A 13468-nucleotide genomic window follows, 5' to 3' on the forward strand; every position below is an offset into this window, starting at 1 on the left:
CTTCTGAACATTCGTACTTGGGCATCATGAAAACATTAAAAACTCTCTCTGCCGTTTGCTTGTCTCTGGCACTTGCTGCCTGTGCTTCCAAAGCGCCTGAACCAACACCGCCACCACCTCCGCCGCCATCCTGGGCCGAGTCACGCGTTGAGCCGTTGACAGTCCTTGCGGAAAAAGAGGGTTTTGAAGTGGTGCGTGAAGGCGAACAGATCCGCCTGATTATCCCGGTGGAAGGTAACTTCCACCCCAAGCGTACCCTGCTGCTGCCCTCTGGGCTGGTACCCATCAGCAAAGTTGCCAAAGCGCTGAAAGAAGATCCGAACAGTCAGTATGCGGTCATCGGCCACAGCGACAGCACTGGCGAGCAGGACCTGAACCAGAAGTTGAGCCTGGAACGTGCGCAGGCAGTCGCCAGCATCCTGATGCTGGGCGGTGTCAGCAGCAAGCGTATGAGCCTGACCAGCATGGGTGAAGACCAGCCACGTGCTGACAACAGCACCCACACCGGCAGGATGCTCAATCGCCGCGTGGAAATACTGCTCACCCCATACCCCACTCGCGTGGCCATGGCCAACTGATCCACCAGCCCCGTCGCAGCTCTGCGACGGGGCGTCTGCTTTATCGCCAGTATCCAGACATCCGAATGACCTAGCGGCGCAAAGGCCTGATGCACGCAATCAGCCCGAAGCCTGATTGCTCTCCAGACCTGGCTTGATGGTCACCAGGTTCTCGCACACTACACTGAACCCGGTGATTTTCTTGGCTTCATGCTTCGCGTGCGAGGCCATCTCCGCCAATTGCCCCGGGTCGGTTATGCCATGCCCGCTCGCCGGCAGGAACACGACCCCCACCGATAACTGCAGCAACCCATGATGACGCCATTGGCCATGCCGATCCGGCGCGGAAAACCCGTCCGCGGCGAGATGTTCCGGGCGATAGAACACGCCACATAGCTGCTGGAAGCGTTGATCCAACAGTTGCAAGCGCTCACGCCAGTCAGCACTGCGTAACACCAGCATGAAGTCGTCGCCACCGATGTGGCCGACGAAATCGCAACGCGGGTCACACAGGCTTTTCAGTATCTGCGCCAGGCCGAGCAGTACTTCATCGCCCTTGCCGTAGCCATAAATGTCATTGAACGGTTTGAACGCGTCCAGATCGATATAGCACAACCGGGCGGCTTGACCATGGGCCAGCAAACGCGCCAGACACTCCTGAATCGGAATATTGCCGGGCAGCAAGGTCAGCGGATTGGCATGCCGAGCCTGGCGCAGTTTCAGCTCAGTGATATGCCGCAGGACGTCGATCACCCGCCCCAGGCCCGCGTATTTCCCATCACGCAGGATAATGAAATCCTCTTCCATCCTTTGCCGGGCACGGCTGGTCAGCAGTCGGCTGACGCGTTCCAGGCTTTGCTGCACGTCCACTGCCAGGTAGTCTCTGTCCATCAAATGTGATATCGGCTTGCGCCCGTGCAACTCGGTGGCAAAGGGCTTGAGCATTGTCTGGCTCAGACTGTGGCAATGCACAGTACCTACCGGCTCGTGGGCATCGTTGAGGATGGCCAGGCTGTTGAGGCTGGCCTGCTGATGAAAGCGCGCCAGCACCTGGCTGACGGTTTCACTCTGATGCACGCCGGGCACGACTATCAACAGGGAATCAAGTGCCTGCTGCGGCTCCGGAATCTGCTCGGCATCGCGGCTGGCCAGATGCGCCTGCATCGCCTTCTGGCAGGCGACAGGTTGGGTTTCCGGACGGCCCAGCCAGTAGCCCTGCACCCAGTCAACGCCCATTTCCTCAAGTACCTGCAGCTCCTCTGTCTGCTCAATACCTTCGGCAATGATGTGCGCTTGCGACGCCTTGGCCAAATTAAGAATCGAGCCGACAAACTCCCGCTTGAGCGGATCGAGGTGTATGCCGTCGATAAAGTGTCGGTCGATCTTGACGAAATCCGGGCGTAACTCCGACCACAAGCGCAGGCTGGAATAGCCCGCACCCAGATCATCCAGGGCAATACGGAAGCCCATCTCACGGTAATGCACCAGAGCGCCCTGCAACAGCGCGAAGTCATCAATGGGTGCCTGTTCCGTGAGTTCGATAACCACCTGGTCGGGCGTCATGCCACAGGATTTCAGCATCGCCAGCGTGCGACCCGGATAGTGCTGCTTCTCCAGCAGGCTTTCCGGCGACACATTGAGGAACAGGCTACCCGGCAACTGCATGCGGCTGAAGGCGATCACCGCTTTACGTCGGCAAAGCATTTCCAACTCGGTCAACAAGCCACACTGCCGCGCCGTAGCAAACAGGGTGAGCGGCGAATGCAGAGAACTATTGGACGGGCCACGGCTTAACGCTTCATAACCGACGATGCGTTGCTGAACCATGGATACGATAGGCTGGAAAAGAACCGACACTGCCTCCTCCCGCAGGATAGACAGCAGAGCCTGATGTTGTTCATTGAGAGTCATTGGAGTACCGGCAGAATGAAAACGGCCCGCTCTGCATCACTACGGGTACCGAGCTAGCGAAAGGCCACAAACAGCCATGCCATGCTGAACGGCGAATATGACAACCAGATGACAAAAGCCGCGGGGGACGCAGTCGGTTTTGCCGTTTGCCCGGCAGACAGCGGTAAGCTGTCTGCCGTCAACAGCTCCCCTCTAGCTTAGAGCCAGGTCAGCCCAATACTGATAATGATCCCGGTGATCACCAGCAGCATCAGGCAATAGCCCATGATGTCCTTCGCCTTGAGGCCGGCTATCGCCAGTACCGGCAAAGCCCAGAAGGGTTGCAGCAGATTGGTCCAGGCATCACCCCAGGCCACGGCCATTGCCACGCGCGGAATGCTGGCACCCAGCTCCTGCGCTGCAGGCAACATCACCGGGGCTTGCACAGCCCATTGCCCGCCACCGGAGGGCACAAATATGTTCACCAGCCCCGCGCTGATAAAGCTCCAGAACGGCAAACTTTCGGCGCTGGCCAGCGAGACAAACGCAGCGGAAATACTTGCCGCCAGCCCCGAAGCGGTCATCACGCCCATGATGCCGGCGTAGAACGGAAACTGGATGACGATGCCCGCACCGCCTTTGACCGCCTCATTCAAGCTGTTCAACAAGCGGCGTGGAGTCTGGTGCAGGATGATCGCCAGAAACAGGAACATGAAATTGACAATATTCAGATTCAACCCGCCTTCATTGATAAAATAATGAACGATGTAGGCCAGACCGGCAAAGCCGACCAACCAGGCCAGAACTCGGCTGTTCTCCAGGTGCTCGGCCGGACGACTGATGACGATCTGGTCATCAGGGTTATCCTCAAGAATCTTGGGATCCACATAAACACTGTCCTTTTCCTCGGGCAGCATCAGACGATTCACCGTTGGCACGACGATAAACAGCGCTACTACGATGGCCAGGTTGAAGAAGGCAAATATGGTCTCGCCGGTACCAATAATGCCGATGGTGCTTTCACCAAAGTGCCCATCGGTGGCGATAACCAGCGGAATGGAGCCTGCCAGCCCACCATGCCAGACAATAAAGCCCGAGTATGCGCTGGCTATCAGCAGCGGATAATGCACGCGGATCTGGCGCGCCAGCGCTTTGGCAAACAGCGCACCCACCACCAGGCCAAAACCCCAGTTGATCCAGCTGGCGATCAACGCGACAAAGGTCACCAGCACAATCGCCTGCCCCGGCGTCTTCGCCAGAGAGGCCAGGCGGTCGAGAATACTGCGCACCAGCGGCGTGCTGGCCAGCATAAAGCCGGTCACCAGCACCAGCAGCATCTGCATGGAGAAGCTCAACAGATCCCAGAAGCCCTGCCCCCACATCTGAATAACCGCCATGGGTCCATGCCCTTCAAAGATCATGGCTGCGGCAAACGCCACCAGGGTCAATATCAGCACAAAGATAAAAGGGTCTGGCAGGTAGCGATCCACCAGTTTAACCAAGGGTCTGGCTGCGCGATCAAGCATGTGGGTGTCCCCGTTTTTATATGATTATGCTGGCCCTGCCTCGACATTTTGCGCCACAGTAACCAGGTAAAGCCGATCCAAGCAGCGGATCAAGCCCTTGATAGAACATAGCTGCTGCTGGATCGTTTGTCTCAGGAATCCCGTCTCCGCTATCGCGTTATTTCTCGGGCTATACTTAGCCCGTCGTAATGCCTTAGCGGCACCAACCATCCTGTGGAGACTCATGACTGCATCCAGTACCAATAGCCCCCAATTCGATAACAGCTACGTGTTGTTGCCGGCGCATTTCTACAGCAAGCAAACGCTCGCGCCGGTAAAGGCACCCGCCCTGATTCGCATCAACCAGGCGCTCGCCGACCAGCTTGGCATCTCCGCCGACTGGTTGGAGTCACCGTCTGGATTGCAGGTGCTGGCGGGCAATGAAGTAGCACCCGGATCGTTGCCCATCGCCACGGCCTACGCTGGCCACCAGTTCGGTGGCTGGAATCCGCGTCTTGGGGACGGCCGTGCGACACTGCTGGGCGAGGTGATAGGCAAGGACGGCAAGCGTTATGATATTCAGCTCAAGGGCGCCGGACGCACTGCTTACGCCCGTGGCGGCGATGGCCGTTCACCGCTGGGGCCGGTGCTGCGCGAGTACGTGATCAGCGAGGCCATGGCCACGCTAGGCGTACCTACCTCTCGCAGCCTGGCCGCGGTGACGACGGGCGAGTACGTCATGCGCGAGGGAATGCTGCCAGGCGGCATTCTGACTCGCGTCTGCAGTAGCCACATTCGCATCGGGACCTTTCAGTTCTTTGCTGGACAGAACGACCATGCAGCCGTAAAGACCCTGGCTGACCACGTTATCGCTCGTCATTATCCGCAAGCAGCGGAAGCCGAACGGCCCTACGCCGCACTCTTGCGCGCGGTAATTGCCCGGCAGGCGGAGCTGATAGCGCAGTGGCAACAGCTGGGCTTTATCCATGGGGTGATGAACACCGACAATATGCTGGTCTCCGGCGAGACCATCGACTACGGCCCCTGCGCCTTTATGGACAACTATCACCCCAACACCGTCTATAGCTCGATCGACTCAGGTGGACGCTACGCTTACGGCAACCAGCCGGGTATTGGCCAGTGGAATCTGGCCTGGCTGGCACGCGCGCTGCTGCCCTTGATCGACGCGGATGAAGACCTTGCGTTGCAGGAAGCCCAACAGGCGATTGATGATTACGTGCCGCAATACCAGCGCGCCTATGACCAGATCATGGCCGGCAAGATCGGACTAAGCCAGGCGGATACCGAGAGCAAAGCCTTGGTAGAAGAGCTACTGCAACTCATGGCTACGACGAATGCCGACTACACCCTGACCTTCCGCCGTTTGGCCGAGCTTGCTGCACCAGGTGAATACGAAGGCGACAGCGTAGCCGAGCTTGCCGAGTTGCCGGCGAGCCTCTCCCACTGGATCACGCAGTGGGAAGCGCGATTAGCCAGTGACCCGGCCGATGCGCGTAAGCGCCAGCAGCGCATGCTGCGCTTGAATCCTGCGTATATCCCCCGCAACCATCTTGTCGAAGAAGTAATCAGGGCGGCCGTGGATGACCATGATCTGCAGCCATTCCATCGCCTGGTGGAGCGCCTGGCGGAGCCCTTCCGGTTTGATGCAGCAGATGCTCGCTACGCCACTCCACCCACGCCAGAGCAGGTAGTAGCTCGCACCTTTTGCGGCACATGATAGTGTGCCGGCCATGGCCCTGAAATCAGGCTGACGGCCCACGCGTACCCTGCTGCAGGCTGTCCAGCCAGGCAGGGTCGAATTGATACTGGTCAATCGACAGTCCCATTTCCAGCATCGCCTGACGATGCTGGTCAACCTGCCCGCCTAGATCATTCAATGCCTGCGGGTTGCCATCCAGTCTGTGCATTTCGCCCAGCCCCAGATGATAGAAGCGCAGCAGCTTCATGGCCGCTGGCGAACCGGTTCTGACCCCCGCCTCCACCTGATGCATGGCGTTGGTTATTTTCATCAGACTACGTTTGAGTTGCCAGCCATACGCCGCCGACGCCATCCATGGCTGGGTCCAGAACACATTGCGGACCAGTGCGATAGAGATCACCAGCCCCAGCAGCACGCCGCCGAGGTTCCAGCGAAAATTACTGCCTTGCGCACTGCCGAACAGCGCCACCGCAATAGCTGACAGGGACATTGCCAATAGCGCAAACACCAATGCCACAATGAGCGTGCTCTTGCGCGTTTGCTGGCGATACTGCTGCGGATCAAGATGGCGAATTTCAAACACCTGAGAAACCCTCAGCTATCCGACTCCGAACGATGTCTACTTGCAACGCTGTCATGCCAGCTACCTCCAGGCGTTTTTCTGCGACGGATCCAACCTGGCCTATAGTAACCGCCTTGAGACACCCCGTCTGAATGGTTATTCTGGGCGTTCAAAAGGTGCCCATTCCGGCGCCAGGCAAATGACGAGGAGAGTGCGGGTGGCTGAAGAGATCAAGGAACAGATTCTGTATGGCTTACCCCATTCCCTTTATACCGGTATCGCCCGCAGCTACCTGCGCACCCAGGGCATCCCCTTTCGCGAAGTGTCCAGCCACCATCCTGATTTTGCCCGGCATATCAAACCGATTATCCAGCGCAGCATAGTGCCGGTCCTGGTTACCCCGGCCGGCGAGATCATCCAGGACAGCCTCGACATCATCGATCACTTCGAGCGAAAGCAACCGCTTTATCCGGCTTACCCTGACACCCCGCTGCAGCGCATTCTGGCCATCTTGATTCAGTACTATGGTAGCCAGAGCCTGCTGCGGCATGCCATGCATTACCGCTGGTCTTACCTGGAGCAACAACGGGATTTTCTCTACGACGCCTTTTCCAACGGCGCCCCACCCGGAGTCGCCGAGACGCTGATGCAGCGTATGCAATCCTATCTGCCCGGCCTTGGCGTGACCGCAGACAGCATTCCTCAGATAGAAGCCTCTTATCATGAGCTATTGGCCGTTCTCAATCGGCATTTCAGCGAGCACCCGTTTCTGTTTGGCGGTCGCCCGAGTGTTGCGGACTATGGTCTGATCGGCCCTCTGTTCGCGCATCTTGGTCGTGACCCGGCGCCCGCCGGCGTGATGAAGCGCGAGGCGCCGCGGGTCTATCGCTGGGTGGAGCGCATGCTCGCCCCTGGGCTGGATACGGTGGAATTTCCTGACTACGGCACCGCGTGGATAGCCGAGGATGCCGTTCCAGAAACCCTCGAGGCGCTACTGCACCTGATGGCCCGGGACATGCTGCCAGAGCTGACCGACAAATTGGCTTATCTCGACGCCTGGGTCAACGAGCATCAACCTAAGGACGGCGAAGCGGTATCGGCTAAACCACATCAACGCATGATCGGCCAGGTCCATACGCATTTTCGTGGCGTGCCGGTTACAGCGGGAGTGGAACCTTATTTGCTCTATATTCTGCGCCGGGCGACAGCGGTACTGGCCGACTTGAACGAAACCGATCGTCAGCGCGTATCAACGGCGCTGAGCAAGGTCGGCCTGCTCGATGCCGTACCGCAGCCCAGCAGCTACTCCGTAGGCCGGCGCAACCATATTGAGGTCTGGGAACACCAATAGCGCAACAAAACCGCGTCAGGCAGTCCTAATCCCAGGGCTGCCCTTTGGTCCGTTCCACGCGCTTCGCGCGCTGATGCATTGCCGCTTTCGCCAGCATATTGGCGCTGACAGGAGCGGTCAGGAACAGGAAAATAGTGATCAGCAGTTCGTGCATGCTGAGTCCTTCCCCCCGCGAACTGAAATAGATCAGCGAGCCGATTACCAGAGCACCAACTCCTAGCGTCGTGGCTTTGGTTGGGCCATGCAGACGCATGAAGAAGTCAGGTAGTTTCCACAAGCCAATCGAGCCGATCAGCGCGAAGAGACTACCCAGCAGAATCAGCGAAGCAACAATCCATTCCACCGCGGTGGCGCTATGAATGGCGTCTAGCATGTCAGCTCCCCGCTCGGCTGGTTATTCAGCTTATTATTCAGCTTTCTATTCAATTATGTCACCCCGCAGCAGGTGCTTGGCGATCGCCACTGTGCCGACAAAGCCCATCACTGCAATCAACAGCGCTGCTTCAAAAAACAGATCGGAGTCCAGATACAGACCCAACAGGATGATCAGTGCGATGGCGTTGATATACAGGGTATCCAGGGCCAGGATACGGTCCGGCAGGTCCGGGCCCTTGAGCAGACGCAGCATGTTCAGCACCACTGCCACGGCCATGATGCACAGGCAAAGTAGAATTACGGTGTGGAGCACTGGAAGACCTCCATGAGCGGCCGCTCGTAGCGCTGCTTGATGGTTTCAATCAGTTCCTGCTCATCGGCCACATCCAGGCCGTGAATCAGCAGTGTTTTGCGGTCATCGCTGATGTCCGAAGACACAGTGCCAGGTGTTAGCGAGATGGTGCTGGCGAGCAGGTGAATGGCGAAGTCGTGCGTCAGTTCAACCGGGTACTCCACAAAGGCAGGCCGCAGCTTGCTGCTGGGTCCAAGGATCAGTTTGGCCACATCCAGATTGGCCATGAGAATATCGCCCAGCACCCGCAGGGTAAAACGCAGCAATACCAGTGGCTTGTGCAGCGTTGGCGGGTCTGGCCAGAACACATGGGTGATCAGCGGAATACCCCAGGCCAGAAAGAAACCCATGATCAGCGTGCCAGCAGAAAGATCGTTCATGATCAGTTGCCAGACCACGACCAGAAACAGACTCAGCCAGGGATGCGGCAAAAGGGTTCTGCGCGTTGTCATGGCTGACCTCCTGGCGCGAATGGCTGCAGCGTCAGCACCTGCTGAATGTACTCATCCGGGTTAAGCAACTGCGCCGCCGTGGCATTCAGATACTCCAGCACGGGCGCGGCAAAGACCACCAGCAGCGGGCTCGATAGCAACAATGCCAACATCGCTGTCATGCGCAGCGGATCCAGCGGCTCCCCGGCATCGGGCGCCGCATCGCGGCGCCAGAACAAGGTGCTGCCGGCGCGGCTGAGCGCGACCAGGGTAACCAGGCTGCTGCCTAATACTACGGCGTAGAGCCAGCCGGCCAGCATGCCGCTGCCTGCGGCGCTGAGTAACAGCAGTTTACCGATAAACCCTGACAGCGGCGGCATCCCTGCAACGGATACAGCAGCAATAAAGAACACGCCACTGAGCATCAGAGAGCCGGGCATTTCCGGGCCGGGCACCAGGCGAGACGCGAAGCGCGGGCCGCGCAGGCGGCTGATAATGCCAGCAAACAGGAACAACCCACCGCTGATCCAGGTGGTGTGCATCAGATAATACAGGCTGGCCGCCAACGCTTCCTGAGTGCCGATCGAAATGCCCGCCAGCAGCGTGCCGACTGAAACGACCACCAGATAGGCCACCAGCCCGTTAAGACTGCTGGCGGCCAATGCGCCAATTGCGCCCATTGCAATGGTGATCAACGCGACTGGCCAGAGCCAGTCTTGAGCCATGAAAGCCAGCATGCCGGCATCGTCGCTGAACATCAGTGTGTAAACGCGCAAAATGGAATACAGGCCGACTTTGGTCATTACCGCAAACAGGGCTGCCACCGGGGCGCTGGCTGCGGAATAGGCTTTTGGCAGCCAGAAATACAGCGGAAAGATCGCCGCCTTGAGCCCGAACACCACCAGCAACAGCATGCCCGCAGCACCCACCAAGGGGGCATCGACAACCGGTACTTCGGCGATCTTGACCGCCAGGTCAGCCATGTTCAGCGTGCCGGTCACGCCATACAAGGTACCCACCGCAATCAGGAACAGCGCCGAGCCAAACAGATTGAGCAGAACGTAATGCAGCCCGGCCCTGACACGCGAAGACCCAGCGCCATGCAATAACAACGCATAGGAGGCAATCAGCAGAATCTCGAAGAAGACGAACAGGTTAAACAGGTCGCCGGTCAGAAAGGCGCCGTTAATGCCCATCAGCTGGAACTGGAACAGCGCGTGAAAATTACGCCCCAGCCCATCATCGCCGCGCAACGCGTACAGAATCGCGCCGACCGCCAGTACTGCGGTGATCAACAGCATCAGCGCGGCCAAGCGATCTACCACCAGCACGATGCCAAATGGTGGCATCCAGTTGCCGGCGGCATACACGCCAATACCTTCACCCGCCTGACTCATCAGGATCAACGCCAGGGGGATCTGCAAAATGGTCGCGCCCATAGACAGGCTGCGCTTGACCGACATCTGGCTGCGCGCAATCAGCAGCAGCACAGCGCCCATGAACATCGGCACCAATATGGGCAACACCGGGAGGTGATTCATCCGCGGTCTCCCTTGCCGTCAACATGGTCACTGTCGAGCTCGCCCTGCCCCCGTAGCGCCAGCACCAGCGCAAACGCAGTCATCGCGAAACCGATCACGATAGCCGTCAATACCAGTGCCTGCGGGAGCGGGTCGGCATGTTCAGCGGCGCGGCCGATGACTGCGGGCATGCCGGTATTCAGGCGACCCATGGCGAACAGGAACAGATTGACCGCATAGCTGATCAGGGTCAGCCCAACCACCACCGGAAAGGTTCGGGCACGCAGCAAAAGGTACACACCACAGGTAGTCAGCAAGCCCAGCGTCAGGGCATATAGCAGTTCCATCAGTCGGCCTCCTGGGTTGCGCGGCCGGTCGAGAGTTTGCCCAGATTGGCCAGAATCAACAATGTCGCTCCTACCACTGTTAGATACACGCCCAGATCGAAGAGCATGGCGGTTGCCAGCTCGGTCTTGCCGATCAAGGGAATATTGAAATAACCGAATGAGCTGGTCAGGAACGGATAACCCCAGAACAGGCTACCCAAACCAGTCAAGCCAGCAATAATCACACCCCAACCGGCAAGGTGGTGATAGTTCACACCCCAACGTTCGGTGGTCCATTTCTCGCCACTGGCCACGTATTGCAGGATCAGCGCCACGGCGGTGATCAGCCCGGCAATAAAGCCGCCACCGGGCAGGTTATGGCCGCGCAGGAAGATATAGGCCGAGACCATCAGCGCCAGCGGCAGTATCACCTGGGACAGGTTAACCAGCATGAACGGATGGGCGTCCTTGCTCCAGGGCCGGCCCAGCGCATCGGTGTCCGGTATGCGCAGGCGCAGGCCGTCAATCAGCGCATAGATAGCGACGCCCGCAATGGCCAGCACTGTGACTTCGCCCAGAGTATCGAAGCCGCGGAAATCAACCAGAATCACGTTGACCACGTTGGTGCCGCCGCCGCCGGACACGCTGTTTTCCAGGAAATAGCCAGCGATGGTTTCATATGGCCGGGTCATAACCGCAAAGGACAGAGCCGACACCAGCAAACCGGCCATACCCGCCAGCCCCAGATCGCGAGTGCGACGCAGGCCGGAGGACTCTGCCGGGGTCAACCGCGGCAGGAAGAACAACGCCAGCATCAGCAGAATGATGGTCACCACCTCCACCGACAGCTGCGTCAGGGCCAGATCCGGGGCAGAGAAGCGGGCGAAGGCCAGCGCCACAAACAACCCGACCACACTGAGCATGACCAAGGCGACCAAACGCTGCTTGTGCCAGATCACTGTGGCCACCGCGGCAATCATCAGCATCAAGGCACCGACGGCGGTGACCCCGTCCACCGGGCTCAGCGCCACGTCGCCGCGTAAGGATGGCAACTGCAGCAACCAATAACCGCTGACGACCAGCGCCGCAGACAGCATCCAGGCCAGATAACGTTGCAAGGAGGCGTTTTCCAGCAGCAGGGTGAACTGCCCAGCCTTGCGTACCAGCCGTTGCACCACCTCCTCGAACACCAGTTTGCCGTCCCGCTCGGGCAGTCGCTCATAGAGTTCGAAAACGCGGGCGCGTTTGGCATACAGCAAGATGCCCAGCCCCAGCGCCACAATGCTCATGATCAACGGCAGGTTGAAACCATGCCACATGGCCAGACTGTAATAGGGCAACTCACCGCCAATGGTAGCGCTCGCCGCCACTGCCAGCAGGCTGCCGACGGTAAAGGCTGGTAACAGCCCCACCAGCAGACACAGGGCCACCAGGATCTCGACCGGCACCTTCATGTAGCGCGGCGGCTCGTGGGGCGGATACTTGGGCAAGTTGAACGGTTTGCCGTTGAAGAACACATCGTGAATAAAGCGCAGCGAATAGGCCACCGAGAAGATCCCGGCCAGAGTCGCGACCAGCGGAATCACCCAGCTGAAATCACCGAACTGATTCTGCTCCAGGGTCTCGGTGAAGAACATTTCCTTGCTCAGGAAACCGTTAAGCAGCGGCACGCCCGCCATCGCCGAGGCGGCGACCATTGCCAGTGTCGCGGTGTGTGGCATGAAACGCCACAGACCATTGATACGGCGCATATCCCGCGTGCCGGTCTCATGATCAATGATCCCGGCGGCCATAAACAGCGAGGCCTTGAAGGTCGCGTGGTTGATGATATGGAATACCGCAGCGACCGCGGCCAATTGCGTGTCCAGGCCAAACAGCAGCGTAATCAGGCCGAGGTGACTGATGGTTGAATAGGCCAGCAGGCCTTTGAGGTCATGCTTGAACAGCGCCGTGCAGGCACCGATCAATAGCGTGATCATGCCGGTGACGCTGACCAGGAAGAACCATAGATCGGTATCGGAAAGTGCCGGATAGAACCGTGCCAGCAGAAACACCCCGGCCTTGACCATGGTCGCCGAGTGTAGATAGGCCGATACCGGGGTTGGCGCCGCCATGGCGTGGGGTAGCCAGAAATGGAAGGGAAACTGTGCGGATTTGGTAAAGGCGCCGAGCAGAATCAGCACCAGCACCACCGGATACAAAGCATGGCTGCGGATCAGATCACCCGCGGCCAGCACATCGGTCAGCTCATAGCTGCCAACCATCTGGCCCAACAACAGCACGCCAGCCAGCAGCGCCAAGCCACCACCGCCAGTAACCGCCAACGCCATGCGTGCGCCTTTGCGCGCATCCGTGGAGTGTGACCAATAGCCGATCAGCAGGAACGATGACAGGCTGGTGAGCTCCCAGAAGAACATCATCAACAGCATGTTTTCCGACAGCACCACGCCGAGCATGGCCGCCATGAATAACAGCAGGAAGGCGAAGAAGCGCCCCATCGGGTCGCGTTTTGACAGGTAATAGCGCGCGTAAAGAATAACCAGAATGCCGATACCCTGGATCAGCAGTGCAAACAGGAATCCCAGGCCGTCCAAGCGAAAACTCAGATTCAGCCCAATCTGGCTCAGCCAGGGCCAACTCTGCACCACTACGCCGCCGTCAAACACAACGGGGGCCAGCTCCCATAGCAGGAACAGCCCAATCACCGGGGCCAGCATAGTGGCCAACGCACACAGCGAGCGGCCATAGCGGACGGTCAACAAAGGTAACAAACTCCCCAACAAGGGAAGCAACACAATCAGCGCCAGGGTCATGCAGGACTTACTCCATCAATGGCCTTTCAGGCTTCTTACATGCTGTTGGTCGGGACACATGGCCCA

At 58.8% G+C, this 13468-nt stretch carries 12 protein-coding genes; 3 read left to right on the forward strand and 9 right to left on the reverse strand.

The window, feature by feature from the left end; translation table 11 throughout:
* Positions 1-26 precede the first annotated feature (26 nt).
* Positions 27-578: an OmpA family protein gene (locus tag EAO82_RS16770; protein WP_174959002.1), complete on the forward strand. Its 552-nt coding sequence runs from the start codon at positions 27-29 to the stop codon at positions 576-578.
* A 99-nt stretch (positions 579-677) separates the two neighbouring features.
* On the opposite strand, the gene EAO82_RS16775 is transcribed toward EAO82_RS16770, so the two are convergent.
* Together EAO82_RS16775 and EAO82_RS16780 are read right to left on the reverse strand one after the other, a co-directional pair.
* Positions 678-2468 carry an EAL domain-containing protein gene (locus EAO82_RS16775; RefSeq protein WP_096348317.1) on the reverse strand — a complete coding sequence of 597 codons (1791 nt, stop codon included), beginning with the start codon at positions 2466-2468 and terminating at the stop codon, positions 678-680.
* Between the two features lie 197 nt (positions 2469-2665).
* Positions 2666-3973, reverse strand: coding sequence for a short-chain fatty acid transporter (locus EAO82_RS16780; protein WP_096348318.1), 1308 nt, complete (start codon positions 3971-3973; stop codon positions 2666-2668).
* 223 nt (positions 3974-4196) lie between these two features.
* Between EAO82_RS16780 and EAO82_RS16785 the strand changes: the two genes are divergently transcribed.
* Entirely contained in the window at positions 4197-5690 is a 1494-nt protein-coding gene (locus tag EAO82_RS16785) for a protein adenylyltransferase SelO (RefSeq protein ID WP_096348320.1), read from the forward strand.
* Between the two features lie 25 nt (positions 5691-5715).
* Here EAO82_RS16785 and EAO82_RS16790 read toward each other — a convergent pair whose 3' ends face one another.
* Positions 5716-6255, reverse strand: a complete 540-nt coding sequence (locus EAO82_RS16790; protein ID WP_096348321.1) for a DUF3087 domain-containing protein — start codon at positions 6253-6255, stop codon at positions 5716-5718.
* Between the two features lie 196 nt (positions 6256-6451).
* Here EAO82_RS16790 and EAO82_RS16795 point away from each other — a divergent pair, with 196 nt between their 5' ends.
* The gene (locus EAO82_RS16795) at positions 6452-7585 is read left to right on the forward strand and encodes a glutathione S-transferase family protein (RefSeq protein WP_231703234.1); all 1134 of its coding nucleotides are present in this window, start codon (positions 6452-6454) and stop codon (positions 7583-7585) included.
* Positions 7586-7610: 25 nt separating this feature from the next.
* Here EAO82_RS16795 and EAO82_RS16800 read toward each other — a convergent pair whose 3' ends face one another.
* The 6 genes from EAO82_RS16800 to EAO82_RS16825 are packed head-to-tail and all read right to left on the reverse strand — an operon-like array spanning position 7611 to position 13402.
* The gene (locus tag EAO82_RS16800) at positions 7611-7958 is read right to left on the reverse strand and encodes a Na+/H+ antiporter subunit G (RefSeq protein WP_096348323.1); all 348 of its coding nucleotides are present in this window, start codon (positions 7956-7958) and stop codon (positions 7611-7613) included.
* Between the two features lie 45 nt (positions 7959-8003).
* On the reverse strand, positions 8004-8273 hold the full coding sequence (locus EAO82_RS16805) for a K+/H+ antiporter subunit F (protein WP_096348324.1): 270 nt from the start codon (positions 8271-8273) through the stop codon (positions 8004-8006).
* Positions 8258-8764, reverse strand: a complete 507-nt coding sequence (locus EAO82_RS16810; RefSeq protein ID WP_096348325.1) for a Na+/H+ antiporter subunit E — start codon at positions 8762-8764, stop codon at positions 8258-8260. Before EAO82_RS16810 ends, EAO82_RS16805 begins: the two co-directional genes overlap by 16 nt.
* Positions 8761-10284, reverse strand: coding sequence for a monovalent cation/H+ antiporter subunit D (locus tag EAO82_RS16815; protein WP_096348326.1), 1524 nt, complete (start codon positions 10282-10284; stop codon positions 8761-8763). The genes EAO82_RS16810 and EAO82_RS16815 overlap by 4 nt, the downstream gene beginning before the upstream one ends.
* Positions 10281-10610, reverse strand: a complete 330-nt coding sequence (locus EAO82_RS16820; protein WP_096348327.1) for a Na+/H+ antiporter subunit C — start codon at positions 10608-10610, stop codon at positions 10281-10283. Before EAO82_RS16820 ends, EAO82_RS16815 begins: the two co-directional genes overlap by 4 nt.
* Positions 10610-13402 (reverse strand): monovalent cation/H+ antiporter subunit A, encoded by a 2793-nt coding sequence (locus EAO82_RS16825; protein WP_096348328.1) that lies wholly within the window; start codon positions 13400-13402, stop codon positions 10610-10612. The genes EAO82_RS16820 and EAO82_RS16825 overlap by 1 nt, the downstream gene beginning before the upstream one ends.
* Positions 13403-13468 lie beyond the last annotated feature (66 nt).

The sequence above is a fragment of the Halopseudomonas pelagia genome (assembly GCF_009497895.1).
GTDB lineage: Bacteria > Pseudomonadota > Gammaproteobacteria > Pseudomonadales > Pseudomonadaceae > Halopseudomonas > Halopseudomonas pelagia_A.

Bases quoted from the DNA above. Each gene is read 5' to 3' on its own strand.
- EAO82_RS16785 (WP_096348320.1), top strand. From the start codon at position 4,197: ATGACTGCATCCAGTACCAATAGCCCCCAATTCGATAACAGCTACGTG.
- EAO82_RS16810 (WP_096348325.1), bottom strand. From the start codon at position 8,764: ATGACAACGCGCAGAACCCTTTTGCCGCATCCCTGGCTGAGTCTGTTT.
- EAO82_RS16770 (WP_174959002.1), top strand. From the start codon at position 27: ATGAAAACATTAAAAACTCTCTCTGCCGTTTGCTTGTCTCTGGCACTT.
- EAO82_RS16780 (WP_096348318.1), bottom strand. From the start codon at position 3,973: ATGCTTGATCGCGCAGCCAGACCCTTGGTTAAACTGGTGGATCGCTAC.
- EAO82_RS16820 (WP_096348327.1), bottom strand. From the start codon at position 10,610: ATGGAACTGCTATATGCCCTGACGCTGGGCTTGCTGACTACCTGTGGT.
- EAO82_RS16825 (WP_096348328.1), bottom strand. From the start codon at position 13,402: ATGACCCTGGCGCTGATTGTGTTGCTTCCCTTGTTGGGGAGTTTGTTA.
- EAO82_RS16815 (WP_096348326.1), bottom strand. From the start codon at position 10,284: ATGAATCACCTCCCGGTGTTGCCCATATTGGTGCCGATGTTCATGGGC.
- EAO82_RS16800 (WP_096348323.1), bottom strand. From the start codon at position 7,958: ATGCTAGACGCCATTCATAGCGCCACCGCGGTGGAATGGATTGTTGCT.
- EAO82_RS16775 (WP_096348317.1), bottom strand. From the start codon at position 2,468: ATGACTCTCAATGAACAACATCAGGCTCTGCTGTCTATCCTGCGGGAG.